Source organism: Janthinobacterium sp. SUN026 (assembly GCF_030397625.1).
In the GTDB taxonomy this organism is placed as follows: domain Bacteria; phylum Pseudomonadota; class Gammaproteobacteria; order Burkholderiales; family Burkholderiaceae_D; genus Janthinobacterium; species Janthinobacterium kumbetense.
In genome coordinates this window covers 698,192-724,547 of the sequence record NZ_JAPQNU010000003.1, presented here as the reverse complement: position 1 = coordinate 724,547, position 26,356 = coordinate 698,192, and the positions used below count along the sequence as shown (strand labels likewise).

Below are 26,356 nucleotides of genomic sequence, written 5' to 3'. Positions count from 1 at the left end.
CATACAGCAAGCGCCGTGCCAGCTTTTAAATTTCCATTGAAATCAACGACTTATATTCAAACCTGATTTTTTCGGCGCGTTTTCCGGCTATCTGCCCCGAAAAACCGCGCTTTTTGTCGCCTGACAGCGACAACTTGTGGCAAGACCATCAATGTTTTACGCTAAGCCGCTGATTTTCTACGCTTTTTTTTTGTCGCTATTCAGCGACAGGGTCGCCGTCGGCCCGGAACAGGGCCGGCGTCAGCTCGTATTTCTGCAATAAACGGTAGAACTCCGTGCGGTTACGGTCGGCCAGGCGGGCCGCATCGGCCACGTTGCCGTCCGTCAGGCGCAGCAGCTGAATCAGGTAATCGCGCTCGAAGCGCTGCTTCGCTTCGTTGTAGCTGAGCGCTTCCAGCGACGGCACGCGCAAGGCCCGCTGCACCAGGCTCAAGGGCACCAGCGGCGCCGTAGCCAGCGCGCACACTTGCTCGACGACATTGACCAGCTGGCGCACATTGCCGGGCCATGGCGCCGCCACCAGGGCCGTCAAGGCGTCGGGCGCGAAGCCGTTCAGGGGTTTCTCATACTTGGCCGCCAGCTTCTGCAGGAAATGGTTCGCCAGCAAGGCGATGTCTTCGCGGCGCTCGGCCAGCGGCGGCAGGGTCAAGGTCACGACGTTGAGGCGGTAATACAGGTCTTCGCGGAATTGCCCCTCGGTCATCGCCACGTCCAGGTCGCGGTGCGTGGCGGACAGGAGCCGCACGTCCACCGGACGCGTCTGGTCTGCGCCCACGGGGCGCACGGCCCGCTCCTGCAGCACGCGCAGCAATTTCACCTGCAGCGGCAGCGGCATGTCGCCGATCTCATCCAAGAACAGGGTGCCGCCATCGGCAGCCTGGAACAAGCCTTCGCGGTTGCCGACGGCGCCCGTAAACGAGCCTTTGACGTGGCCGAACAGTTCCGATTCCAGCAGCTGCTCGGGAATGGCGCCGCAGTTGACGGCGATGAACGGCGCCTTGGCGCGGCGGCTGGCGTTGTGCAGCGCGCGCGCCAGCAATTCCTTGCCCGTGCCGCTGGGGCCGCGGATCAGGATGCTGGCGTCGGACCCGGCCACCAGCTTGGCTTCGGCCAGCAGCTCGGCCATCTGCGCGCTGCGGCTGATCAGCTCGGCACGCCAGCTCTCGTCGCCGGACGCGGGCGTCGGCATGACAGTGGACAAGTTGATGGCATACGCCACTTTTTCCATCAGCAGCTTGCCATCGAACGGTTTCGTCAGGTAGGCAAACGCGCCGCGCGCCGTCGCGTCGACGGCGTCGGGAATGGTGCCGTGGGCTGTGAGCAAAATGACGGGCAGGGCCGCATGCTGGCGGCGGATTTCATCGAACAGGGCCAGGCCGTCGCGGCCCGGCAATTGCACGTCGGTAATAACCAGGGCGGGCAATTCCACGGCCAGGCGCGCCAGCGCCGCTTCCGCACTGCCCACGGCCGTCACGCGATAGTTGCCCGCCTTCAAGCGGATGGTCAGCAGGCGCAGCAGGTCGGGATCGTCGTCGACCAGCAAGATGTGGGCGTGCTCGCTCATTTCGGCGCTCCCGCGGCGGGGCGCACGGACAGGCTGCGCTCGATGTTTTTCAGCGCTTCGAGCTTTTCATTGAGCTGGTCGATGCGGCGCTGGGCGTCGCGCAGCTGCGTGTTGAGCTTGTCGATGCCCTCGTCCTGGCGGCGCAGTTCCGCATACTGGCTGCCCAGCAGTTGCGCCAGCGGCGCCAGCAGTTGCGCGTCCTTGCCCGTGGCCGTGGCCAGCGGTTCCAGCAAGGCTTGCGCGCGGGCCAGGTCGCCGGGGCCGCGCAAGGCGGCCTGCAGCATGGCGCGGCGCAGCGTGTTGTGCGGCGCGTGATCGGCCTTCGCCAGGTCCAGCTGCGCCTTCACCAGTTCCGACGGCGTCATCAGGCGCAAGGCGCTTTGATACGCCAGCAATTCCGTCAGCTGGGGATCGGCTACCACGACCACGCGCGGCGGCGTCTGCACCAGCACGGGCGTCTGGGTGGGGGGCTTGGCGGCGCAAGCGCCCAATAGCAGCGCGCAGGCGGCCATGCCGGCCAGGGGAATTCTCGTCATCATAAGGGCAGTTCTATCCGAAAATGCGCGCCGGCGGGGCGCGGTAAAAGAGTGACGCTGCCATCGTGGGCGGCGATATATTCGCGTACGATGGACAGGCCGATACCATTGCCGTTGCGCGCGCCGGCCGCCTGGCGCACGCCCTGGTAAAACGGCTCGAAGATGCGCGCGGCATCCTCGGGCGCCACGCCGGCGCCCTCATCGGTGCAATCGATGCGCACGCGGCCACCTTCGCCAGACAGGGTGAAACGCACGGTGCCGCCTTCCGGGCTGAAGCGCACGGCATTCGACAGCAGGTTCGCCAGGGCCGTGGCCAGCTTGTCGCGATCGGCCTGCACGATCAGCGACGCGCCCTCCACCTCGACCGTCAAGCGGCGCGCCAGCCATTGCAGGCGCTGCCCGGCCACCACATCTTGCAGCAAGACCAGCAAGTCCACCTTGCTGCGCGCCAAATGCTGGGCGTCAAAAGCGGCGGTATTGTAGCGCAGCAAGTCTTCGATCTGGGTTTGCAGGGACGCCGTGTTTTGCTGCAGGATGCCGGCGATTTCGCGCTGGCCGTCGCTGAGCTTGCCCGCCACCTCGTCTTCCAGCAAGGCCACGCCTTCGCGCAGGGCCGCCAGCGGGGTTTTCAGCTCATGCGAGATGTGGCGCAGAAAACGTTCCTTGTCGGCATCGAGATCGGCCAGGCGCTGGCGCAGCCAGTCGAGCTGCTGGCCCAGGCGGCGCGTGTCGGCCGGGCCGCCGACGACGATGGGCTGGTCGTAGCGCTTGTCGCCCAGGCGCTCGATGGCCGTCTCGATGCGGCGCAACGGGCGCGACAACAAAAAGCCGAAGCAGGTGGCCAGCACGGCCGCCAGCAGCACGGCGCCGCCCACCAGCACGCCCAGCAAACGGCGCTGGCGTTCCAGCTCGGCCAGCAGGGCGTCGTTGCGGCTGCCGATTTCCGTCTTGCTTTCGCGCGCCAGGCTGTCATTGATCTGCGTCATGCGGGCAAACGCGCGGTACACGACGGCGTGACCATCGCGCTTGCGGCGCTTACCCGCTTGCAAGACTTCCCACGCCGCTTGCGCCTGCACCGTCCATTCGTCGGCCAGTTGCGGGGCGAACTCGGGCGTGGCCCGGTTCAGCACTTGCAGCGCCGCCGTCGCTTCGTCGCGGGCCGCCGCGTAGCGCTCGCGGAAGACGGGATCGTCGAGCACGAGGAATTGCCGTGCGCTGCGCTCCATGGCCAGCGTGCGCTCGGACAGGCGCTGCGACTGTTCCGTCAGGGCAATCGCCTGCGCCGCCGTCTCGCGCCCCAGCCGCGCCAGGTGTTCCAGGGTCAGCAGGGCTTGCACGGAGGTGGCCGTCAAAATGCCCGTCGTCAAAATGAAGGCGGCAAATAGCAGTTGGCGAAAGGAAAGTCGGGACAAGGTGGGCGCCTTCGGTTCAGTCTGGAGTGCAAAAGGCGCATGGTACGCTAAGCGTTCATCGCGGGGCGCCACCTGTCAAAAAATAGCCTATCTGACAATGTTGTTGCTTTTGCGATCGGCAAGCAAGCCACGGCGGCGGCGCGCAGATACTCCTAGTACAATAGGGAAAAGCTTCATACAGGCATCAAAGTGGCCCCGGCCCTGGCATTACGCCACTTTGCCCCCACATGTGATGCAGCCCCACCGACACTCCGAATCACCTACCGCAGAGATCCCATACCGCATGAGCACATTTGAAAAAGTCAGCAGCAACTTCATTCCAGTCTTGCAGGCAACCATCGAGCAATATGTCGAGCCAGCAACGGGCATGCGCCATATCCACATGCATACCGAGCAGGCTGAGATGGTGTTCCTGGTGGCCTTTCCCACTGTGCCGGAAGTAAGCGACGGGCGCGCCCACATCCTCGAGCACCTGGCCTTGTGCGGCTCGGCCCGCTACCCCGTGCGCGACCCCTTCTTTTCGATGCTGCGCCGCTCGACGGCCACCTTCATGAATGCGATGACCTACCCGGACCGCACCGTGTATCCGTTCGCCAGCACCGACCGCAAGGATTTCTTCAACCTGCTCGACGTCTACCTGGACGCGGCCTTCTTCCCGAATCTCGATTACCTGAATTTCCGCCAGGAAGGCTGGCGCCATGCGTTCGAAGGCGACAAGCTGGTGTACCAGGGCATCGTCTTCAATGAAATGAAGGGCGCTTTCAACAGCCCCATGCGCGCGCTCGACAGCGGCATCGCCAGCACCTTGCTCAAGGGCACGACGTATGAAGTGGAGTCGGGCGGCGATCCGCTGGTGATCCCGGAACTGACGCATGCCATGCTGAAGGAATTCCACGCCAGCCACTATCACCCTTCGCAAGCCGTGATCATGACCGCCGGCAATATCGAAGCGTCGGCCGTGCAGGAGCAGGTGGCCGAACGCGTGCTGTCCAAGCTCAGCGGCTTCAGCCCGCGCCGCCTGCCACAACTGGCGCCCGCGTGGACGGCGCCGCAGGAAAACGTGGTGAAAATTCCATCGCAGGAAGCGCGCGACGATGAATTCGGCCTGCAATTCGCCTGGCTGATGGGCGAGTCGAGCGATCCCATCGCCTACTACCACGCGCATTTGCTGTCGCACGGCTTGCTGGGCGAATCGTCGGCGCCCGTCATGCGCGCCATGGAATCGGCCGGCTATGGCCGCCCGTCGGACATGAACGGCCGCGACGCGGGCATCCGCCAGATGGTGTTCCACATCGGCATGGAAGGCTTGACGCAGGAACAGATCGCCGATGCGCACCAGCGCATCTGGACGGCCCTGGAAGAGACGGCGCAAGAGGGCATTCCCGCCGCCGTGCTGCACGCGGCCTTGCGCGATATCAAATACAGCCAGCGCGAAATCAGCAGCGGCCGCATGCCTTACGGCCTGGGCCGCCTGCTGCACGCCTTGCCGCTGGCCATGTACGACGGCAACGTCATGGATGCCTTCGACAATGCGGACATCCTGGAAACCCTGGAACAGCAGATCGAAGACCCGGAATTCTTCAAGCAGCTGGTGCGCGAGCTGATCGCCAATCCAACCCGTCTGACCACCCACGTGGTGCCCGACAGCGCCTACTTCACGGACCGCGCCGCGCAGGAAGACGCCAAGCTGGCGGCCCTGCAGGCCAACCTGACGGACGCCGAGCGCGAACACATCATCGCCGAGTCCGCCGCGCTGGAAGCGCATCAGCAACTGCCGTCGAATTCGGAAGTCTTGCCGCGCATCCGCCCCGGCGACGTCAGCGCGCTGCCGCGTCCGGCACTGCCGATTCCTGCCGCCGTCGACGGCGCCGTGGCGTTCAGCATTGCCTCGAATGGCATCAGCTATGCCAACGTGCTGTACGACGTGTCGGGCTTGCCGGAAGCGTCGTGGCCCTGGCTGCGCCTGTACACGGACCTGGCGCCGGAACTGGGCGTGGGCGACATGTCGTTCGACGACGCCAGCGCCTGGCGCCAGAGCATGGTGCCATCGTTCCACATCGGCCTGGAAGCCATTCCCCGCCCGCAACAGGCGATGCGCGTGGAATTGTCGTTCTCGGCCAGCGGCTTGCGCGAAGAACACGCGGCGATCGCCGCCGTGCTGTCGGCCTGGATCGCCAAGCCCCGCTTCGATGAAGAAGAGCGCCTGGCTTTCCTGATCGAAAGCCTGGTGCAAGACAAATTGAGCAGCCTGTCCGAATCGGGCAACCGCTACGCCATGCTGGCCGCGGCGGCACCGCTGTCGCCCACGCGCCGCTTCGACGACATCGTCGGCGGCCCGGCGGCCTTGCCGTTCTACCGCCGTCTGCAGCAGCTGAGCAAGACTTCCGAGGGCTTGCAGGAAATCGCGCGCGAGCTCGACACCCTGCACGCGCACATCATCGCCCAGCAGCCGACCGTGCTGTGCGCCGGCCTGGAGCAAGATGGCATCACCCTGGCCCGCTTGCTGGAATTGCCGGCAGCCAACACGGACGCGGCCGCAGCAACGGAAACGCCAGCGCCGGCAGCCTTGCCGCTGGCCAACACGGCCCTGCATGCAACGAGCCAGATCAACCATTGCTTCGTTTCCTGGGCCGTGCCTGGCGTGCACAATCCGGACGCGTCCGCCCTGGCCGTGGCCGCCGAACTGATGACCAACCAGGTGCTGCATACGGCCCTGCGCGAAAAAGGCGGCGCGTATGGCGGCAGCGCCAGCTATGCGGCCGGCGCCGGCACGTTTACCCTCAGTTCCTACCGCGATCCGCGCCTGGCCGGCACGTACGCCGACTTCGGCACGACCCTGGATCAAATCCTCGACGGCGATTTCTCGCAGGAACAAGTGGAAGAGGCCATCATCTGCGTCATCAAGGGCCTCGACAAGCCCCATTCGCCGTACGCGGAAGCGCTGACGGCGTGGAACATGCAGCAGCGCGGCACAACGGAAGCCGTGCGCCAGCAATTCCGCACGGGCGTATTGACCTGCACCCTGAGCCAGATCAAGGAAGTCACGCGCACCTGGCTGAAAAACGGCCAGCAGAGCCGCGCCGCGTTTGCGGGCAACACGACGCAAGACCTGGCCGGGCTGGACGTGGTCGATTTATTGGCGCTGGCCAGCTAAGGCGTGGGCTTAACAAGTGTTTTGACTTGGCTGTTGCAACGCCTGACAAAACCGTAGCGAGCGGCAGTGATTTGTGGCCGAGAAGCGCAACCGTACTCTAGTACGGTGAGCATCGCCGGCCGCAAAGCGCGACGCGCAGTAGGTTTGGTCAGGCGTTTCCAGGTACGGCGTTCGGCTCCATGAACATCAACTCCCATTGATGTCCATCCAGGTCCTGGAAACTGTGGCCATACATGAAGCCGAAATCCATCGGCTCCTTGTAGATGCTGCCGCCCGCCTGGACGGCCTTCGCCACCAGCTCATCGACTTCGCCGCGGCTCTCTGCCGACAGGCACACGAGCACTTCCGTCGCCACCTTGGTATCGCACAATTGCTTGGGCGTGAATTGCTTGAATTTGTCGTGCGTCAACAGCATCACGAAGATATCGTCGGCGACGATCATGCACGTTGCCGTTTCATCGGTGAAATGGGCATTGAAACTGAAACCCAGCGCCGTGAAAAACGCCACGGAGCGTTCCAGCGACTGGACGGGCAGATTGACAAATATTTTGCGGGCCATCATGTCTCCTTCAAGTGAGATGAAAAATGCTGCCCGCCGATTCTACACCGGCTTTTTATGTGCCAGCGCGTCCCACGGTCTTCGGCACGTAGCCGAAATAGCGGCTGAACGCAGCGCTGAAATTGGACGGATGGCGATAACCGGTTTGCCAGCCCGCCTGCGCCACCTGGCAACCATTTTCCAGCAGTAACTTTGCCCGCTGCATGCGCATCGCCAGCAGGGTGCGCTGCGGACTGTCGTTGTAGCGGTAGCGCCATCCCTGCTTGAGCTTGAACAAACTCAGGCCCGTCTGCGCGCACAGGTAATCGAGCGTCAGGTCTTGCGCCATCTGCTCCTGCATCAGCGCATGGACGCGCTCCAGCTTGATCATCTCGGCCTCGGACCAGCGCGGGATGGAAGCGGGCACGGGCGCCGGCCGCAGCGCCCGCAACTGTTCCGCCAGGACACTGAGCACGCCGATATGCACGGCCAGCGGGTCCGTCGCGCGCAGCAGCGCCCGCGCCTGCAAAGCGGACGCCGCCGTGGTAGCCGCATGCGCCAGCTGGCGCGCGCCACCGTGGGGCAGCAGTGACGCCAGGCCTTGCGGCCAGTAGCGCGCCAGCGCGTCTTCATCGACCAGCACGCGCAATTGCGCCGCCCGCTGATTCGCCTCGAAACGGCGCTCGCCGCTGACGTGCTGAAACGCCGTCACCGTCGTATGGCCGGCCCGAAAACGCAATTGTTCGCCATCGCGCGTGGTGTAGCCGGACACGCCTTCCAGGCCGATGGTGATCACCATGCCGCCCGCATCGTCATGCTTCGATTGCTCGACGAGCGCAAGGCGCGGACGGTAATCGGAATGCACGAGCAGCAAGCCCTGGTCGACCTGGCGCTGGTCAGCGCAGCACTCGCCCATCCCGGGGTCCAGCTGGCGCCGCGTCCAGCCTGCCGCTTCCCTGTCCTGTTCCCTCATCGCTCCCCCTGTTTTCCCGCGCGCCGTCGCGCATACGAAATGCGCCGTGTCGCATACAAATGCAAATGATAATTATTCTCATTGTTGCATAAAATAGGTGCTCTTGCCCACCTCACCGAAAGGAAGCACCATGCCATTCACCACACAACACGCCTTGCAACCGTATTGGGACCTGGCCGTCGCGCCCGTCCAGGCCGATGGACTGGCCGCCGCCCTGGAACTGGGCATTTTCGAACTGCTGGCCACGCCGCACACGCCGGCGCAATTGGCCGACGCCCTGTCGCTGCACGCGCCGCACACGGCGCTGCTGCTGGAATTACTTTGGAGCATGCAAGTGCTGGAACGCGATGCGGCCGATGCTGATGCGCAGCGCTACCGCTGCACGGCCGCCACCTTGCAGTATTTCTGCCGCGACTCCGTGGCCTTTTGCGGCGACGCCTGGCTGTACCGGCTGCATGCGCTGCGCCATTTCGCCACCCAGCTGAGTACGCTGGTGCGCGAGGGCGGCAAGGCCGCGCCCTACAGCACGGCAAGTGGCATCAACTGGGCCATTGCCGCGCAACAGCAGATTGGCCAGGAACAACGCGCCGTCACCATGCGCGCAGCCCTGTCCGTGATGCAGCGCATCGCCCCGTTTGCAGACGGCCACACGCCGCTGCGCCTGCTCGACCTGGGCGGCGGACCGGGCTGGGTTGCCATTGCGCTGGCGCAAGCCCATGCGGGCTTGCACGGCGGCGTTTTCGACTGGCCGGAAACGGTGGCCGTGGCAGCCGCGAACATCGCCCATGCGCAACTGTCTGACCGCCTGGAGACTGTGGGCGGCGACCTGGCCAGCGACGATATCGGCAGCGGCTACGACCTCATCTGGTGCTCGTCCGTGCTGCATTTCGTCCCCGACATGGCGGCGGCCTTGCGCAAGATCCATGCGGCATTGACACCCGGTGGCGTCTTCGTTTGCGTGCAGGCGGAAATCGCCCCGGCAGCCGGCGACGCGGCGCGCGTGCTGCCGTATTACTTGCCGATGCGCATGCTGGGCCGCACGGTAACCCAGCAGGGAGAATTGGCGCAGCTGCTGCGCGACACGGGCTGGCGGCAAGTGGAGCAATACAGCGCCAGCGATTTCCCCATGGCGCCCGTGCAGGTGTTGATTGCGCGCAAGGATGGAGCGTGAATCCGCCCGCGCGCAGCGCGCTGCCGCAAGCGCCATTTGATGCATCGCATGGCAAGCGCTGCGCCCATGTGGTTGAATACTGGCTGCGCAGCGATAGCGCTGAACGCTGAACCATGACAAACCCCGCATCACGCATCTGAGATAGCACCAAAATGTCCATCGCCCTATGAGCCTGACACTATCTGATCGTTCTGGAACGATCCTCGGAGAAATTGTCGTCCTGTCCGAGAATGCGCTTGTTCTCGGGACTTTTCTTCCCACGGCAGCCTTTGCCGCATACGCGACCTTATTCAAAAATCTGGAACAAGCCGCCAACGATCAGCTTTTCGTCGAGGCAGACCGATTGGAACAGGAAATTCAGTCATGCGATTTTTGCGTACTCGACACGCACAGCGGCATGCAGCGGAACATAGCTGATTTGCAGATCATGCAAGATGGAATCTGTTTCCATTGGCGAGCAAACTGAGAACAGCCACGGTAAGCCTGCGCCGGCGGCCCGCGCCGGGACCGATGCATGCCGATGTCCCACGGCGCCCGTTTCCGCTCGCCAGTATCAAGCGGGGCTGTCCCGCAACGCGTCGATGATCAGGCCAGCCAGCCGCTCAACGGGCGGCCTGGGCACGCTGGAGGCGCGCAGCAATTCCAGCGACAGCGGGGGCAGGGCGGGCAAGCCCGCCGCCACGTGATCGAGCGCGCAGACGGAAGAGGGCAAGCCCAGGCTGGTGCGCACCGTCACGCCCAGCCCGGCTGCGGCCGCCGCCCACAATCCCGCCAGACTGGGACTGGTAAACGCCGTGCGCCAGGCGATGCCCGCATGGTCCAGCGCCTGCGTGGCGCAGCGCTGGAACAGGCAGTCGCGGTCGAAGGTAATGAGCGGCAAAGGCTCGCCCGATTCGGGCTGCCAGGCCAGGCTGGACGAGGCGATCCAGCGCATGGCCGGCTCGGCAATATGCTGGCGCTGCGGCAGCGGATACTCGGCCACGTCGGCGATGCAGGCGCCGCCCCACAGCAGAGCCAGGTCCAGCTGGCCCATGGCCAGCCCTTGCATCAGGGCCGTGTTGCGCGCCACGTGCGCCTCGATGCGCACTTTCGGATGCGCGCGGGCAAATCGTCCCAGCACGTCGGGCAGCAAGGCTTCACCGAAATCCTCCTGCAATCCGAGCCTGATCCAGCCTTCCAGTTCCGCGCCGCGCAAGGCGACGGCCGCCTCGTCGTTGAGTTCCAGCAAGCGGCGTGCATAGCCGAGCAGCACTTCGCCGGCCGGCGTCAGCGCCAGTCCCCGGCCATCCTTGCGGAACAGGGGCATGCCTGCCTGCTCCTCGAGTTTTTTCAGCTGCGCGCTGACGGCCGAGGTGGAGCGGCCCACCTTGTCGGCCGCGCGGGCAAAGCTGCCCAGCTCGATGCCAGCCACATAGCTGCGCAAGAAGGCGATGTCAAAATTCAGCAAGCTCATGGCGCAAATGCAATCGTCCTGTTTTGTGGGATGGTGACCAGTAAATTATCTGATATTCAGAACGATCGTACTGCGCAACACTGTCAGGGTCAACCACTTTCCCCTCCCTGCCATGACCACCAGCTGCCCAGCCGTTCCTGTTCCTGTCCCCGCCACCGCGCCCGCGCTGGGCGATGCCCACCGCTGGAAGGTGCTGGCCGTCGGCGTGGCGGCCAATGCCAGCTTTTCCGCCGCCGCCAACGGCATGCCCACGACGGCCATCTGGCTGCGCAGCGGCTATCACCTGAGCAATACGCAACTGGGGGTGGCGCTGGGCGCCATGGGCCTGGGCGTGGCCCTGACAGAATTGCCATGGGGCATGGCCACCGACCGCTGGGGCGACCGCCCCGTGCTGCTGACGGGCTTGCTGGGCACCATGCTGGCCCTATTGACCTTACTGCTGTGGATCACACCCGCTGACGGCGCCGTGCCGCCGTTATGGGCGCTGGCGGCCGGGCTGGCGCTGGTCGGCGTGCTGGGCGGCAGCGTGAATGGCGCCAGCGGGCGCGCCGTGATGCGCTGGTTCGGCGCGGGCGAACGGGGTTTCGCGATGAGCATCCGCCAGACGGCCGTGCCGCTCGGCGGCGGCCTGGGCGCCCTCGTCCTGCCCAGCCTGGCGTCACGTTACGGCTTCATGCCCGTGTTTGGCGCCCTGGCCCTCGTATGCGGCCTGTCGGCGTTTTTTACGTGGCGATGGATGCATGAGCCCGATTTCTCTGCCGAGGCCGCCACGGGCCCGCAAAACGCGTCCACGGGCCTGTTTAGGATCAAGCCGCCTCCGCCGCTGCAAGGTCCACTCAAAAACCGCAAAGTCTGGCGCATGGTGGCCGCCATCGGCTTGCTGTGCGTACCCCAGTTTGCCGTGCTCAGCTATGCCACCGTGTTTCTGCACGACCATGGCCGCCTGGGACTGGCCGCCATCACGGCCGTGATGGTGGCCCTGCAGGCGGGCGCCATGGTGATGCGCATCTGGAGCGGACGCCACACGGACCGCCACGCGAACCGGCCCGCCTATCTGCGCGGCTCGGCCCTGGTGGCGCTGGCGTCGTTCATTGTGCTGGGATGCATCGCCTGGCTGCAGGCGCCGGGCTGGCTGCTGATGGCCGCCGTGGTGGCCGCCGGCATTGCCGTGTCCGCCTGGCATGGCGTGGCCTACACGGAGCTGGCGACGGAAGCAGGCGGCGCCAACGCGGGCACGGCCCTGGGCATGGCGAACACGGCCGTCTACGCGGGCCTGTTCCTCACGCCGATCGCCATCCCGCACTTGCTGGCGGCCAGCAACTGGCCCGTCGTGTGGTGGGCGGCGGGGTTGGTCGCGCTGATGACCTGGCCGCTGTTTCCGAAAGACTAGGGCAACGTCCTGATCCGATAAACGCAGCGCATGGCGTTCGCCAGCACATGCTGCTCGCGCACGATGCTCGCGTCCGGTCCCACCACTTCCTGGAACAGCTGCAATTCGGAGCGGCAAAAACCCTGGCAAGTGCGCGCGGCGGCGCAGATGGGGCAGTGGTCTTCGATCAGCAGCCAGTCCTTGCCATCCGCTTCCACGCGCGCCATATAACCCTCTTCATCGCGCACGGCCGCCAGTTGCTGCAGCCGCGTGGGCAAGTCCGGCGCCGAGCACGCCAGCGCATACGCGCTGCGGCTTTCCTCTTCGCGCTGCGTGATCAGTTTATCCAGCCCCGCTTCGCCGAACAGCTGGCGCACGGAACCGATCAGCTTGATCGTCAGCTGCGCATGCGTGTCGGGAAAGCGCGCATTGCCCGCCTCCGTCAAGACCCAGTTCTGGCGCGGCCGCCCGGCGCCCGCCTGCGCTTCCTGGCGCCCCTCGATGAGGCCCGCCGCTACCAGCTTTTGCACTTGCTGACGCGCCGCCTCGCCCGTCATGTCCAGGGTCTTGGCCAGGGTCGCCGTGGAGACGGGTCCCTTGGTCTTGATGAAATACAGGATGCGCTCCGTCGTTTGCGGCGCCTCTTGATTATCCAAACGTTTACTTGTGTAATTCATTTCACTCAACTATCATGGGGCCAGTTAACCAACTAATTGCTTGCATAATAGGCCGGTAGCTCCCCGCTGTCGAGGAGTTTCCACGTCCGCATGCCGGCAAGGTACTCTTTTGACAGGATTTTCCCATGCAACTGTCTCACTCGATCTGGCTGTTTCACGCCATCCTCGCCACCGGCCTGGCCCTCTGGCTCACCCTGGCCACCCTCAACAACCTGCACGCCTTCCACGGCGCCGTCTGGGCCATCGGCAACACCATGCGCATGGACCCGCTGCGCCAGGACCCGACCATCCAGACGCCGCTGCTGCGCCGCGCGCTCACCTCGCTGACCCTGCACCGCCTGAGCCTGGTGACGGTGCTGGCGTTGCAACTGCTGGCCGCCATCGCCGCCTGGACGGGCGTGGCGCTATTGCTCGGCGCTTCCCTGACGCAAGCGTTGCCCTGGCTGAACCTGGCCCTGTGCGCCATGGCCGCCTTCCTGCTGCTGATGCACCTGGGCGGCCTGTGGTTCGGCTACTGGATCGCCCAGGAAAGCTTGCAGACGACGCACCTGGTGCTGCTGCTGTGGACCCTGGGTTTGTTCTTCCTCTTCAACGCGCAGCGGACCTGACCAGCCTCCGCTGCGCCTCTTCTTCTTTCTCCCTTTCAATGCAGTAAAGGACTTCATCATGAATACGAAACTCGTAGGCGTTTCCGCGCTGGCCATCGCCCTGGCCGTCGCGGGCGCCGCGCTGTACCCGCGCGCCAACTCGCATGCGGCCGATGCCGCCGCCTACCCCGCCACCAAGGTGGCGCTGGTCCCCGTCGTGCTGGGCACGCAGGAACGCTTTTTTGCGGGTGTGGGCGAACTGGAAGCGGCGCGCCAGGTGCAGGTGGCGGCCGAAACGGGCGGGCGCGTCACGCAGATCCACTTCGAATCTGGCCAGAGCGTGGCGGCCGGCGCCGTGCTGGTACAGCTCAATGACGCCCAGGAACAGGCAATGCTGCTGCGCCAGCGCGCACAGCTGAAAAACGCGGAAAGCAGCCATGCCCGCACCGTGCAGATGGTCAGGGAAAAGGCCGCCACGCAGGAGCAGCTCGATGCGGCGCTGGCCGCGCGCGACGCGGCCCTGGGCGACGTGCGCCAGACGGAAGCGCTGATCGCGCAAAAGACCATCCGCGCGCCATTCGCCGGGCAGCTGGGCATCCGCAAGGTGCACGCGGGCCAGTACCTGAACGCGGCCGACACGGTGGCCAGCCTGATCGACACGAAGGCCTTGCTGGTGAATTTCGCCCTCGATGAACAGAGCAGCGCGACACTGGCGCCGGGACAGGCCGTGCAAGTGCTGGTGGACGCCTATCCGAATGAAATCTTCACGGCGAAGATCAACGCCATCGACCCGCTGGTCGCCCGCTCGCGCATGGTGCAGGTGCAGGCGGCATTGAGCAATCCCCGCGGTGCGCTGAAAGCGGGCATGTATGCGAACGTGCGCGTGGCCCGCGAGGCTGGCCGGCAGCTGACGGTGCCGGAAACGGCCGTGACCTACAGCGCGTATGGCGATACGGTGTTTGTGGCGCAGCAGGAAGGAAAACAGCCGCTCACCGTCAAGCGCGTGGGCGTCAAACTGGGCGAGCGGGCCGGGGGCCGCGTGGCCATCATCGACGGCTTGCGCGAAGGGCAGCGCGTTGTCGCCTCGGGCCAGCTGAAACTGGCCGACGGCATGGCCGTGCAGGCCGTGGCCAATACCCTGGACGAGGCGAAACGCGCCGCGCCCAAGGCCGGTTCTTGAGGAAAGGCCAGCACCATGAAATTTACCGATTTATTCGTGCGCCGCCCCGTGCTGGCGCTGGTGATCAGCACCTTGATTCTGATGCTGGGCGTGATCGCCACCCTGCAGCTGCCGATCCGCCAATACCCGATGCTCGAATCGTCCACCATCACCGTCACGACCAACTATCCGGGCGCCTCGGCGGAACTGATGCAGGGTTTCGTGACGCAACCCATCGCGCAAGCCGTATCGTCGGTGGAAGGCATCGATTACCTGACGTCGTCGTCGGTGCAGGGCAGCAGCACCGTCACCGTGCGCATGGAATTGAACCGCGATTCCACACAGGCCTTGACGGAAGTCATGGCCAAGGTCAACCAGGTGCGCTATAAATTGCCGGAGGGCGCTTTCGACCCCGTCATCGAGCGCGCGGCCGGCGATTCCTCGGCCGTCGCGTATGTCGGCTTTGCCAGCGAGAGCGTGTCCGCGCCCGCGCTGACGGATTACCTGGCGCGCGTGGTGCAGCCGATGTTCGCCACCATCGACGGCGTGGCGAAGGTCGACGTGTATGGCGGCCAGCAGCTGGCCATGCGCCTGTGGATCGACCCGGCGAAACTGGCCGCGCGCGGGCTGACGGCGGCCGACGTGGCCGACGCCGTGCGGCGCAATAACTACCAGGCGGCGCCCGGCAAGGTGAAGGGACAATTCGTCGTCGCGAACATCAGCGTCAACACGGACCTGACCAGCGTGGCGCAGTTCCGCGACATGGTCATTCGCAAGGGCGGCGACGAAAAGGACAGCGCCGCCCTGGTGCGCCTGAAGGACGTGGGCACGGTGGAACTGGGCGCGGCCGCCACGGAGACGAGCGGCATCATGGACGGCGTGCCGGCCGTGTATCTGGGCCTGTCGCCCACGCCCGGCGGCAACCCGCTGGTGATCGTCGACGGCATCAAGAAGCTGCTGCCGGAAATCCAGAAAACCCTGCCGCCGGGCGTAAAAGTCGAGCTGGCGTTCGAGACGGCGCGCTTCATCCAGTCGTCCATCGACGAAGTGGCGCACACCCTGCTCGAAGCGCTGCTCATCGTCGTCATCGTCATCTACCTGTGCATGGGTTCCCTGCGCTCCGTGCTGATTCCCGTCGTGACGATCCCGCTGTCGATGCTGGGCGCGGCGGCGCTGATGCTGGCCTTCGGCTTCAGCATCAATTTACTGACCCTGCTGGCGATGGTGCTGGCCGTGGGCCTGGTGGTCGACGACGCCATCGTGGTGGTGGAAAACGTGCACCGGCATATCGAGGAAGGCAAGACGCCCGTGGCGGCCGCCCTGGTGGGCGCGCGCGAAGTGGCCGGCCCCGTCATCGCCATGACCATCACCCTGGCGGCCGTGTATGCACCGATCGGCATGATGGGGGGATTGACGGGCGCGCTGTTCAAGGAATTCGCGCTGACTTTGGCCGGCGCCGTGGTGGTGTCGGGCGTGGTGGCGCTGACCTTGTCGCCCGTGATGAGCTCCCTGCTGCTGCAGCCGAAACAAGCGGAAGGGCGCATGGCGCGCGCCGCCGAGCATTTCTTCGAAGGCCTCACCAGCCGCTACGCGCGCCTGCTGGACCGCTCGCTGCACCACCGCTGGTGGAGTGCCGGTTTCGCCGCGCTGGTGATGGTCAGTCTGCCGTTTTTGTACCTGCTGCCGCAGCGCGAACTGGCGCCGGCGGAAGACCAGGCCAGCGTCTTGACGGCGATCAAGGCGCCGCAGCACGCCAACCTCGATTACGTGGAACGCTTTTCGTACAAGCTCGATGAGATCTACAAAAATATCCCCGAAACGGACTCGCGCTGGATCATCAATGGCGGCGAAGGCCCGGCATCGAGCATCGGCGGCATCAACCTGACGCCGTGGGCCGAACGCTCGCGCAATGCGGCCGTCATCCAGGCCGAATTGCAGCACGCCGTGGGCGACGTGGAAGGCACCAGCATCTTCGCCTTCCAACTGGCGCCCTTGCCCGGATCGAGCGGCGGCTTGCCCGTGCAAATGGTGCTGCGCAGCGCGCAGGATTACGCCACCCTGTTCCGCACGATGGAAGACGTCAAGCAGCGCGCGCGCGACAGCGGCCTGTTTGCCGTCGTCGACAGCGACCTCGATTACAACAACCCCGTCGTCAAGGTGCGCGTGGACCGCTCCAAGGCGAACAGCCTGGGCATCCGCATGCAGGACATCGGCGAATCGCTGGCCGTGCTGGTGGGCGAAAATTACCTGAACCGCTTCGGCATGGATGGCCGCGCCTACGACGTCATCGCGCAAAGCCCGCGCGAGCAGCGATTGACGGCGCAAGCCCTGACGCAGCAGTACGTGCGCGCCGACGATGGCAGCCTGCTGCCCCTGTCCGCCGTCGTCTCGGTGACGGAACAGATCGAGCCGAACATGCTGACCCAGTTCAACCAGCAAAATGCGGCCACCTTCCAGGGCGTGCCGGCGCCGGGCGTGACCCTGGGCGACGCCGTCGCCTTCCTCGACGGCGTGGCGAAAACCCTGCCGCCCGGCTTCAGCTACGACTGGCAATCGGACGCGCGCCAATTCGCCACGGAAGGCAATGCGCTGCTGCTGGCCTTCCTGGCGGCCGTCGTCGTGATTTACCTGGTGCTGGCGGCGCAGTATGAAAGCCTGACGGACCCTTTGATCATCCTGATCACGGTGCCGCTGTCGATTTGCGGCGCGCTGATCCCGCTGGCGCTGGGCTACGCCACCGTCAACATCTACACGCAGATCGGCCTCGTGACCCTGATCGGCTTGATCAGCAAGCACGGGATTTTGATGGTGGAATTTGCCAACGAATTGCAGGTGCATGAACGGCTGGACCGCCTCAGCGCCATCCGCAAGGCGGCGCAAATCCGCTTGCGCCCGATTCTGATGACGACGGCGGCCATGGTGGTGGGCCTGGTGCCGCTGCTGTTCGCCTCGGGCGCCGGCGCCAACAGCCGTTTCGGCCTGGGCGTGGTGATCGTTTCGGGCATGTTGATCGGCACCTTCTTTACCCTGTTCGTGCTGCCCACCGTGTACACCTTTCTGGCCCGCCGCCACACGGCCGACCATGCCACGCCGCGCGCGCGCGATTTGTCGCACGCGCTGAAGGAAGCCCCATGAAAAATTACCGCTATCTCGTCTCCCTTTTCCCCCTGCTGGCCGGCTGCGCCGTCAGCCCCGCCTACGTCACGCCGGCCACGCCCGCCATCGCCCTGGCCAGTCCGCAGCAGGCGCAGTTTGCGCCAGGTCAAACGGCTGCCAGCGAAGCCGCCTGGTGGACGTTTTTCGACGATGCGCGCCTGTCGCGGCTGATCGCCAGCGCGTTGACGCACAACCTCGATATCGCGCAAGCGCAAGCCAATCTGCTGGCCGCGCGCGCCACCTTCGACGAGCGCCGCCTCGACGAACTGCCCGCCGTCACGGGCCAGGCGGGGTGGCAGCGCAGCGTGCAGCAAGACACCCCCGATAGTCGCGCCGCCGGCACGAGCACGCGCGTGGGTTTCGATGCGCAGTGGGAGATCGACCTGTTCGGCCGCCTCGCGCATATCAGCCGCTCGGCGCAGGCGCGCGCCGACGCGGCGCAGGCCGATTTGCGGCAAGTGCAGCTGACGATCGCCGCCGAGGTGGCGCGCAATTACTACGAGGCGCTGGGCTACCAGCAAAACCTGGCGCTGACGCAGGCGCAAGTGCAAAGCTGGCGCGACACCATCGCCCTGATCGACGCGCGCATCCGCGCCGGCAGCGGCTTGCCGGAAGAGCGCCACAACGCGCTGGCCAACCTGGCGCGCAGCGAGGCGGCATTGCCGCCGTTGCAGGCCGGCTTGCGCCAGGCGCAGTACCGGCTCGATGTGCTGAGCGGCCAAGCGCCGGGCGCCATCGCGCTGGCGACAGCACCGCGGCAGCAGGCGCCGCTGGCCGGCCAGCTGCCGCTGGGCGACGTGAACCGCCTGATCAAGCAGCGTCCCGACGTGGTGCGCGCCGAGCGCCTGCTGGCCGCTTCCAGCGAAGACGTGGGGGCGGCAACGGCGGACCTGTATCCGCGCCTCAGCCTGGGCGGCTTTTTGGGCTTCTTTGCCCTGCGCGGCAGCGGCGTATTCGACGGCGGCGCGCGCGCCTTCGACGTGGCGCCTTCCGTCAGCCATCCGGCCTTCCGCCTGGGCAGCGTCAAGGCGCGCTTGCGCGGCACGCAGGCCGAAGCGCAGGGCGCGCTGGCGCGCTATGCGCAAACGATGCTGTTGGCGCAGGAAGAGGTGGAAAACGCCGTTACGCAGCTGGCGGAAAACCAGACGCGATTGGCCTCGCTGCTGGAATCGGCGCGCCACGGCGATGCGGCCCTCGGCATTGCCAGCACGCGCTATGCAGGCGGTGCCGGCAGCTACCAGGCCGTGCTGGAAAACCAGCGCGCCTTGTTCGATATCCGGCGCGAAGCGCTGCTGGCGGAAACGGCGTCCTACATCGATGCGATTGCCCTGTACAAGGCGCTGGGATGGGGGCACACTATGTGATCTTTTTAGCTCGGAAAGGCACGCGATGTTCACGCAAGGCAGCTGGCTCAATCCACCGGAAAACTGGTCCGCCGACGGCGCGCAATTGCGCGTGACGACGGACACAAATACGGATTTCTGGCGCAAGACTCACTATGGTTTTATCCGCGACAGCGGCCATTTTTTCGGCACGCAAATCGACGGCGATTTCACGGCGCAGCTGCACGTGGCGGCGCAGTACGCGGCGCTGTACGACCAGGCCGGCATGATGGTGCGCATCGACGAGCAAAACTGGATCAAGTGCGGCGTCGAATTTTCCGACGGCCAGCTCTTATTGAGCACGGTATTGACGCAGGACAAATCCGACTGGGCCGTCAGCAGCGCTCCCGCCATGCCGGACGGTTTCTGGCTGCGCGTGACGGTGGCGCAAGGCGCGATCCGCGTGCAATATTCGACCGATGGCCAGCGCTGGCCGCTGCTGCGCCTGGCGCCATTTCCCGAGGCCGGCAGCTACCGCGTCGGCCCCATGTGCTGCACGCCGGAACGGGGTGGCCTGGAGGTGGTGTTTTCCCGGTTTTCCATCGGCCCGGCGCAGCAAAAAGACTTGCACGATTTGAGTTAGATCAAGCGCTCCACGTCTCGTGCAAATGGCGCCACAGCAACGTTCCAGCCGGTGTCTTCTCATACACGACGGTCGACAGCCGCTCCGTATTTTCTCCCCCCGGCAGCGACTGGAACTCACGGTAGGACACGCTGGCGCCGGCCGCGTTGTCCTGGATCAATGCCAGGTCGGAAATACGCATGATGAGGCCCGGACGGCTGCCGCCGGCGCCCTGGAAAAATGCCGTCAAGCCGGCATGATCGAGCTGCTTGCCGCCCGGTGACACCATCGTGAAACCGGGCGAAAAACGCGCGAGCAAATCGGCGCAATGTTCGGGCGCCGTGGATTCGCCGGAGAGCCACTCGCGGATCAGCACATGCGTGGATAACACATCGTCAAAACAGGGGTTCGTTGTCTTCATTTTTTTGCTGCTCCATGGTGATGTAAAAGGTCGAGAACGGCGCGGTTATCGATGCGCACGCACAGCGCCAAAGGCAGCACGCACGCGCTGGCGGCCAGCGCAAAACACCAGTGAAAAACCTGCGCCGCGCGCAGGTGCTGGGCGGGGTCGTCCAGCGACGTAATTCCCTGCGCCGCCAGCAAGCCGTTCAGCAGTACGCTGAGCAGCGCCACGCCCAGGCAAAAGCCCAGCTGACGGTTGATATTCCACACGGCGCTGGCCTGGCTCAGCTGCCCATCCGGCGTGCGCAGGAAGGCCGTGCTTTGCGCCGTGCTGCTGCACAAGCCGCCGCCAAAGCCCATCACGGCATACGCGCCGGCCAGCCAGAACAACTGGCCCGCCGCATCCACGCGCAGCAGCATCAGCATGCCCGCCGCCTGCAGCAACGCACCAGCGAGGAACAAGGGTTGCGGCCCCACGCGGCGATAGCTTTTTCCCGTGAGCGAGATGGCCGCAAACGAGGCCAGCGCCCACGGCAGCATCAGCGCGCCCGCCGTCGATGCCGACATGCCCAGCACGCCCTGCAAATACAGCATGGCCAGCAGGCTCACGCCCATGAACACGCCCGGCACCAGCAGGTACATCAGCATGGCAATGCGCAGCAGCGGTTCGGCGGCCAGGCGCAGGTTGAGCAGCGGCGTGGATTTGCGCAGCGCGCCGCGCACGTAGATCCAGGCGCACGCGGTGCCCAGCGCCAGCACGCCGGCGCCGGCAAGCAGCTCGCCCGGCGTACCGAGCATCGTCAAGCCCAGCAACAGCAAAAGGATGGCCGTGCTGCCCGCCAGCAGGCCGCCCGTGTCGAGGCGGGGCACTTGCGCGCGCGGCGGGTCCGGACGCAACCAGCAGGCGGCCAGCAGCAGCGCCAGCGCGGCAAACGGCACGTTCAGATAAAAAATCGCCCGCCACGACAGGCTGTCGACGATCACGCCGCCCAAGGCGGGCGACAGGGCGGGCGCCAGCAAGCCCACCAGCATGATGACGGACGACAGGCCGGGACGCTCGGCAGGCTGATACAGCTGGTAAGTCATGCTTTGCCCCAGCGGGATCAGCAAGCCGCCGCCCAGGCCCTGCACGCAGCGCCAGGCGATCAGCGCCTCGATCGAAGGCGCCAGGCCGGCGCCGATGCTGGCGCATAAAAAAGTTAGCAACGATGCCATGAACACGGTTTTGCTGCCATAATAGGCAGCCAGCCAGGCGCTGGCGGGGATGACGATGGTCAGGCCAAGGATGTAGGCCGTGCTGATCCAGGCCAGCTGCGCCACCGAGGCGCCAAACGCATGGCCGATGTCGGGATAGGCGACGCTGGTGATGAACATGTTGATCAGGTCGACGAAAAACCCCAGCAGATAGATGGCCGCGACCTTTTTGCGATAGTCCATGGTGCTCCGAATGGCAAACGGCCAGCTTAAGCTTTCATCGCCATTTGCGTAACGGGCCAGCCCCGATTACACTGTCAAAGAAATTTTGACAAACTCCCGCAACCCGCATGTATCCTCATAGTTATTTATGATCAGTCTTGACCGTTTGGGTATTTTCATCGCCATCGTCGACGCCGGCTCGCTCACGGCGGCCGCCGCCGTGCTGGGCCAGAGCAAGGCCGTCGTCAGTTTCAATTTGAAACAGCTGGAAGCGGAGCTGGGCGTGTCGCTGCTCACGCGCAGCACGCGCAGCCTGGCGCTGACCGACGTGGGACGGCGCTTTTACGAGGATTGCCAGCGCGTGCTCAGCGAAGCCCAGGGCGCCATCGAGACGGCGCGCCAGGGGCACCAGGGCTTGCGCGGCACCCTGCGCCTGACCACCACCGTCGAGTACGGCAGCCGCACGGTGATCCCCGCGCTGATCGCCTTTGCCGCCGCCCATCCGCAGCTGCAGATCCAGCATTCCTCGTCGTCCTCGCATGAAGACCTGATCTCGGGCGGCTACGACCTGGCCATCCGCATGGGTTCACTCAACGATTCGAGCTACCGCGCCGCGCTGATCGAACCGTATGCGATCTGGCCCGTCGCCTCGCCCGCCTACCTGGCCAGCCTGCCCGGCCGGGACATCGCCACCTTGCCCGACTTGCAGCGCGCGCGCTGGCTGGCGCACAGCCGGCTCGCTACGCCCCTGCGCTGGGACGTGCACACGCCCGACGGTGCCGCCGTCTTCGTCGCGCAGGACGACGCCGCCATCCATTCCGACTCCGCCTCGGCCCTGCTGGGCTTTGCCCTGGGCGGCTGCGGCGTGGCCCTGCTGCCGCAATGGCAGGTGGAAGGGGACGTGCGCGCGGGACGTCTGCGCCGCCTGCTGCCCGACGTCGTCTTCCCGGAACAGGGCGTGTATGCCGTGTATCCGAACACCCAGCATATTGCGGAAAAAGTGCGCGCGTTTATCGACTTCTTGCGCGCCTTCGTGGGCACGCCCGCCTGAGGTTTCACGCGGCGCCACGGCGCCCATGTCACGTCGTCAATACTTGTTGAATACAACGATTTCCAAAGGGCAAACGAGCGCCCATTTCGCTTTTCACGGCCTACACTGGAAGGACGTTGTTCACCGATTGGAGACCATCATGGCACATACATTGGCAGCAGTTTTCGCCGTGCGCGACATGGCCGAGCGCGCCCGGCACGACCTGATCACGGCGGGCTTTCCCGGCGCCAACATCCGCCTGCACGATGCGGGCAGTGACGACTTTTCCGCCACGGAAAACATCCGCCGCGACGACAGCGACAGCCTGCTCGACAGCGTCAAACATTTCTTCACGGACCTGTTCGGCAGCCACGCCGACCGCCACATCTATGCGGAAGCCGTGCGGCGCGGGCATGTCGTGCTGACACTGGAAGGGGCAAGCGACGCCGATATCCAGCGCGCCACCGACCTCGTCGAGCGCTACGCGCCGCTCGACATCGATGCGCACGCCGAGCACTGGCGCACCGGCGGCTGGCAGGGCGCGCCGCAAGACGACGGCGCGCGGCGCCAGGGCGCCAGCATGCAGCAGGGCGCGTCGGCCGGCAACCTGAACGAAACGGCAACATCGCAGCAATTTGCGGGCGGCATGGCGCCGCCGTCATCCGGCGCGGGCGCCAACGCGCGCCGCTACCCCAGCGCCGACAACCTGCCGGGCACCAGCTACGACGACGAACAGTACTACCGCAACCACTGGAGCGCCACCTATGTCGCCACCGGCGCGCGCTTCGAGGACTACGATCCCGCCTACCGCTATGGCCATTCGATGGCGAACAGCGACAGCTACCGGGGCCGCCCGTGGGATGAGGTGGAAGCGGAGCTGCGTTCCACGTGGGAGCACACGTATCCGCAATCGGCGTGGGACAACTTCAAGGCGGCCATCAAACATGGCTGGGAGCGCATCACGTCCTGACGCGCGGCGAGGGGATGGCTCTGTCAGCGCCCCTCGTGCGTGAGCTTGAGGAAGTGGTTCAGGATGTGGAAGTGGTCTTCGAAGAACTGCTCTTCCATGGCCGGCAGGGCGCTCACCGGCACCCACTGCGCCAGCGCCGCATCGTCGGCCGCCGTCACGGCCGGCAGCTGGCGCGTCTTCAAGTCGAAGTAATGCGCATGCGTGATGGTGCGCCCCCGCTGGCTGCGGTCCGGATGGTCGAACACGGCCACGCCGACCAGCGCCTCGACCAAGGTGGGCGCCAGCACGCCCAGCTGGGTTTCTTCCGCCAGTTCGCGCAGGGCGCCCTGCAGCAGGCGTTCGCGCGGCTCCAGGAAGCCGCCAGGCAGCGCCCACAAGCCCTTGCCCGGATAGCCGCCGCGGCGCACCAGCAAGACGTGGCCGCCCGTCTGCACCAGCGCATCCACGGTGCAAAAGATGGGCGCATACGGCGCCGTGCGCCAGCGCGCCTTGTACGCTTCGATGGCGCGGTATTCCTGCACCAGCGGCGCGTACCACGGCAACAAGGTCCACGCCTTCAGATACTGGCCGATGGCCGCCGGCAGCAGCTGCGCCACGGCGCTCAGCGACACGTCCACGTCTTCTGCCTCGAACAGCACGTTGCGGATCGCCGTCGCGCCGATGGGCGCACCGGGATCGATCTCCAGGTTGAGCAGCTGCCAGTGCGGGAAGTGGTGCAGGTAATAACTGGTGGCATCCTTGAAACAAGCCACCAGGGTGACGCGCTGCACCGCGGGCACGGCGCCCGCCACGGCGCGCCGCACGGCATCGGCCCACAGGCCATCGTCGTAGTAATCGCGCACGGCCACGTAATGCACGCGCGCGCGCTGCGCCTCGGGCAGGGTGGCGGCGATCATGGCGGCCCGCTCCTGCCACGTAAACGGGTTCTTCGGGCTGCGCGCATGGAAGGCGGAACCGAGCACCACCACGACGCTGGCGGCGGTGGCCAGCGCCTTTTGCAGCAAGCCCGCATGGCCATTGTGAAAAGGCTGGAAGCGGCCGATCAGGATGGCCGCGTCAGCAGGATAGGATGAGCTCATGCGTCGTCTCCGGTGGGGTAGTGGGCGGCGATCGGCAATTGACGCCCGCTGCCAAAGGCGCGCGAACGCACGCGGATGATGGGCGCCGCCTGGCGCCGTTTGTATTCATTGCGGGCGACCATGCCGAGGATGCGCGTCACCAGTGCGCGCCCCTCGTCCGTCTCGCGCAGCTGGTTGACCAGGGTCAAGGCTTGCGCGCTTTCTTGCGCCGGCAGGCGGCGTCCCTCGATATGCCATTTCAAGATTTCATCGAGCACAGGATAGGGCGGCAAACTGTCGGTGTCGCGCTGGCCCGGCGCCAGTTCCGCCGACGGGGGTTTGTCGAGCACGGCGACGGGGATCAGTTCGCGCCCGGCACTGGCGTTGAGGTGGCGCGACAGGGCGAACACCTCCGTTTTATACAGGTCGCCGATCAATCCCAGTCCCCCATTCGTGTCGCCATACAGGGTGCAGTAGCCCACCGAGATTTCGCTCTTGTTGCCGGTGGTGAGCAGCAGGGCGCCGAAGGCGTTCGAGTATTCCATCAGGATGGTGCCGCGCACCCGCGCCTGCAGGTTTTCCAGCGGCAGTCCCTGCAGCTTGCCGTCGAAGGCTTGCGCATAGCCCGCTTCGTATTGCGCCACGATGTCGCGGATGGCATGCGTGTGCAGGACGATGCCCAGGTTGGCGCACAGGGCGACGGAATCGGTGACGGAGCCGGCGCTGGAAAACACGGACGGCATCGTGATGCCCACCACGTTGTCCGCGCCCAGGGCTTCGACGGCCAGGGCCAGGGTCAGCGCCGAATCGATGCCGCCCGAGCAGCCGACGACGACTTTCGTAAAGCGGCAGCGGCGCGCATAGTCGCGCAAACCGAGCACGATTTGACGGCGCGCAAATTCCACGGCGGGGATGCCGTCCGGGTCGGGCACGGGAAACGCCGCGCCGTCCGTGCGCGTAAAACCGCCGTCGGCAAAGCGCAGCAATTGAAAATCCTCGACGAAGCGGGCCGCCTCGAATTGCACGCCGAGGGTGGGGGACATGGCGAACGAGGCGCCGTCGAACACGAGTTGATCCTGGCCACCCACCTGGTTGACGAAGAGCAAAGGCAAGTTCACGCGCGCGCAGGCGGCGCCGAACACGGCATGGCGCTGCGCGCGCTTGCCGATGTCGGACGGGCTGGCGTTGATGCTGACGACCAGGTCGGGCCGCGCCGCGTGCAGGGCGTCGAACGGGTTGACGGCGTAGGCGCGGCCATCGTCGTTCCAGCCATCCTCGCAAATCATGAAACCGACCTTGCAGCCGGCGATATCGAGGGTGCAGGCGCCGGGCGGACCCGGCTCGAAATGGCGCCCCTCGTCGAAGATGCCATACGTCGGCAACAGCTGCTTGTAGTATTCGGCCACGATGCGCCCGTCGCGGATCGCCAGCAGGGCGTTGTACAGGGGCTTGCCGACGCCGGGATTGGGCCGCGCCGTGCCGATGACGGTGACGAGTGCAGGCCAGCGCGTGGACGCTTCCAGCAGCTGATCCAGCGCCTGCTGCATGTCGCGCAGGAAGGCGGCGTCCTCGAACAGGTCGCCCGGGTAATACGCGCACAGCGACAACTCGGGGCACACGAGCAGGTCGGCGCCATCGCTGCTGGCGCGGTCCATGCGCGCGATGATGGCGGCACAATTGGCGTCGAAGTCGCCCACGGTGGGATTCATCTGGGCGAGGGCGATGGTCAGCATGGCGATCCTTCATTGGTTACGCTTGAAACCACTATCCTGCCTGAAAAATTTTCT

At 65.6% G+C, this 26,356-nt stretch carries 22 protein-coding genes; 11 read left to right on the top strand and 11 right to left on the bottom strand.

Features of this window, described 5'->3' with window-relative positions; genetic code table 11:
- Positions 1-196: 196 nt before the first annotated feature.
- The 3 genes from OX459_RS17995 to OX459_RS17985 are packed head-to-tail and all read right to left on the bottom strand — an operon-like array spanning position 197 to position 3,512.
- A complete protein-coding gene (locus OX459_RS17995; RefSeq protein WP_289906047.1) occupies positions 197-1,564 on the bottom strand; it encodes a sigma 54-interacting transcriptional regulator in 1,368 nt (455 codons plus the stop codon).
- Positions 1,561-2,103: a hypothetical protein gene (locus OX459_RS17990; protein WP_289906045.1), complete on the bottom strand. Its 543-nt coding sequence runs from the start codon at positions 2,101-2,103 to the stop codon at positions 1,561-1,563. The genes OX459_RS17995 and OX459_RS17990 overlap by 4 nt, the downstream gene beginning before the upstream one ends.
- Positions 2,100-3,512, bottom strand: coding sequence for an ATP-binding protein (locus OX459_RS17985; RefSeq protein WP_289906044.1), 1,413 nt, complete (start codon positions 3,510-3,512; stop codon positions 2,100-2,102). Before OX459_RS17985 ends, OX459_RS17990 begins: the two co-directional genes overlap by 4 nt.
- 283 nt (positions 3,513-3,795) lie before the next feature.
- Between OX459_RS17985 and OX459_RS17980 the strand changes: the two genes are divergently transcribed.
- Positions 3,796-6,666, top strand: a complete 2,871-nt coding sequence (locus tag OX459_RS17980) for an insulinase family protein (protein ID WP_289906043.1) — start codon at positions 3,796-3,798, stop codon at positions 6,664-6,666.
- Positions 6,667-6,814: 148 nt separating this feature from the next.
- Here the strand turns inward: OX459_RS17980 and OX459_RS17975 are convergent, their stop codons facing one another.
- Together OX459_RS17975 and OX459_RS17970 are read right to left on the bottom strand one after the other, a co-directional pair.
- Positions 6,815-7,225: a VOC family protein gene (locus tag OX459_RS17975; protein ID WP_289906042.1), complete on the bottom strand. Its 411-nt coding sequence runs from the start codon at positions 7,223-7,225 to the stop codon at positions 6,815-6,817.
- A 55-nt stretch (positions 7,226-7,280) separates the two neighbouring features.
- Positions 7,281-8,177, bottom strand: coding sequence for an AraC family transcriptional regulator (locus tag OX459_RS17970; RefSeq protein ID WP_289906041.1), 897 nt, complete (start codon positions 8,175-8,177; stop codon positions 7,281-7,283).
- 130 nt (positions 8,178-8,307) lie between these two features.
- On the opposite strand from OX459_RS17970, the gene OX459_RS17965 reads away from it, so the two are divergent.
- Both OX459_RS17965 and OX459_RS17960 read left to right on the top strand, forming a co-directional pair.
- The gene (locus tag OX459_RS17965) at positions 8,308-9,348 is read left to right on the top strand and encodes a class I SAM-dependent methyltransferase (RefSeq protein ID WP_099665990.1); all 1,041 of its coding nucleotides are present in this window, start codon (positions 8,308-8,310) and stop codon (positions 9,346-9,348) included.
- Between the two features lie 166 nt (positions 9,349-9,514).
- Positions 9,515-9,814, top strand: coding sequence for a hypothetical protein (locus OX459_RS17960; protein ID WP_289906039.1), 300 nt, complete (start codon positions 9,515-9,517; stop codon positions 9,812-9,814).
- Positions 9,815-9,901: 87 nt separating this feature from the next.
- Here OX459_RS17960 and OX459_RS17955 read toward each other — a convergent pair whose 3' ends face one another.
- Positions 9,902-10,801 (bottom strand): LysR substrate-binding domain-containing protein, encoded by a 900-nt coding sequence (locus OX459_RS17955; protein WP_289906038.1) that lies wholly within the window; start codon positions 10,799-10,801, stop codon positions 9,902-9,904.
- A 112-nt stretch (positions 10,802-10,913) separates the two neighbouring features.
- Here OX459_RS17955 and OX459_RS17950 point away from each other — a divergent pair, with 112 nt between their 5' ends.
- Entirely contained in the window at positions 10,914-12,191 is a 1,278-nt protein-coding gene (locus OX459_RS17950; protein WP_289906037.1) for an MFS transporter, read from the top strand.
- Here the strand turns inward: OX459_RS17950 and OX459_RS17945 are convergent.
- On the bottom strand, positions 12,188-12,847 hold the full coding sequence (locus OX459_RS17945) for a MarR family transcriptional regulator (RefSeq protein WP_289906036.1): 660 nt from the start codon (positions 12,845-12,847) through the stop codon (positions 12,188-12,190). The two genes, OX459_RS17950 and OX459_RS17945, sit on opposite strands and share 4 nt — an antisense overlap.
- A 125-nt stretch (positions 12,848-12,972) precedes the next feature.
- Between OX459_RS17945 and OX459_RS17940 the strand changes: the two genes are divergently transcribed.
- Genes OX459_RS17940 through OX459_RS17920 form a run of 5 tightly spaced genes read left to right on the top strand, consistent with a single transcriptional unit; the run spans position 12,973 to position 19,714 of the window.
- Positions 12,973-13,455 (top strand): DUF2165 family protein, encoded by a 483-nt coding sequence (locus tag OX459_RS17940; RefSeq protein ID WP_289906034.1) that lies wholly within the window; start codon positions 12,973-12,975, stop codon positions 13,453-13,455.
- A gap of 58 nt (positions 13,456-13,513) precedes the next feature.
- Positions 13,514-14,614, top strand: a complete 1,101-nt coding sequence (locus OX459_RS17935) for an efflux RND transporter periplasmic adaptor subunit (RefSeq protein ID WP_289906033.1) — start codon at positions 13,514-13,516, stop codon at positions 14,612-14,614.
- Between the two features lie 15 nt (positions 14,615-14,629).
- Positions 14,630-17,728: a MexW/MexI family multidrug efflux RND transporter permease subunit gene (locus OX459_RS17930; protein ID WP_289906032.1), complete on the top strand. Its 3,099-nt coding sequence runs from the start codon at positions 14,630-14,632 to the stop codon at positions 17,726-17,728.
- Positions 17,725-19,113, top strand: coding sequence for a TolC family protein (locus OX459_RS17925; protein ID WP_289906031.1), 1,389 nt, complete (start codon positions 17,725-17,727; stop codon positions 19,111-19,113). Before OX459_RS17930 ends, OX459_RS17925 begins: the two co-directional genes overlap by 4 nt.
- Positions 19,114-19,138: 25 nt before the next feature.
- Positions 19,139-19,714, top strand: coding sequence for a DUF1349 domain-containing protein (locus tag OX459_RS17920; RefSeq protein ID WP_289906030.1), 576 nt, complete (start codon positions 19,139-19,141; stop codon positions 19,712-19,714).
- A gap of 1 nt (position 19,715) precedes the next feature.
- Here the strand turns inward: OX459_RS17920 and OX459_RS17915 are convergent, their stop codons facing one another.
- On the bottom strand, positions 19,716-20,114 hold the full coding sequence (locus OX459_RS17915) for a DUF4440 domain-containing protein (protein WP_289906029.1): 399 nt from the start codon (positions 20,112-20,114) through the stop codon (positions 19,716-19,718).
- Entirely contained in the window at positions 20,111-21,532 is a 1,422-nt protein-coding gene (locus OX459_RS17910; RefSeq protein WP_289906028.1) for an MFS transporter, read from the bottom strand. The genes OX459_RS17915 and OX459_RS17910 overlap by 4 nt, the downstream gene beginning before the upstream one ends.
- Positions 21,533-21,659: 127 nt before the next feature.
- On the opposite strand from OX459_RS17910, the gene OX459_RS17905 reads away from it, so the two are divergent.
- Together OX459_RS17905 and OX459_RS17900 are read left to right on the top strand one after the other, a co-directional pair.
- Positions 21,660-22,562 carry a LysR family transcriptional regulator gene (locus OX459_RS17905; protein ID WP_289906027.1) on the top strand — a complete coding sequence of 301 codons (903 nt, stop codon included), beginning with the start codon at positions 21,660-21,662 and terminating at the stop codon, positions 22,560-22,562.
- Between the two features lie 139 nt (positions 22,563-22,701).
- Positions 22,702-23,511, top strand: a complete 810-nt coding sequence (locus OX459_RS17900) for a hypothetical protein (protein ID WP_289906026.1) — start codon at positions 22,702-22,704, stop codon at positions 23,509-23,511.
- Positions 23,512-23,534: 23 nt separating this feature from the next.
- Here the strand turns inward: OX459_RS17900 and OX459_RS17895 are convergent, their stop codons facing one another.
- Both OX459_RS17895 and OX459_RS17890 read right to left on the bottom strand, forming a co-directional pair.
- Positions 23,535-24,590: a bifunctional nicotinamide-nucleotide adenylyltransferase/Nudix hydroxylase gene (locus OX459_RS17895; RefSeq protein ID WP_251349618.1), complete on the bottom strand. Its 1,056-nt coding sequence runs from the start codon at positions 24,588-24,590 to the stop codon at positions 23,535-23,537.
- Positions 24,587-26,302, bottom strand: a complete 1,716-nt coding sequence (locus OX459_RS17890) for an NAD+ synthase (protein ID WP_289906025.1) — start codon at positions 26,300-26,302, stop codon at positions 24,587-24,589. Before OX459_RS17890 ends, OX459_RS17895 begins: the two co-directional genes overlap by 4 nt.
- Between the last annotated feature and the right edge of the window lie 54 nt (positions 26,303-26,356).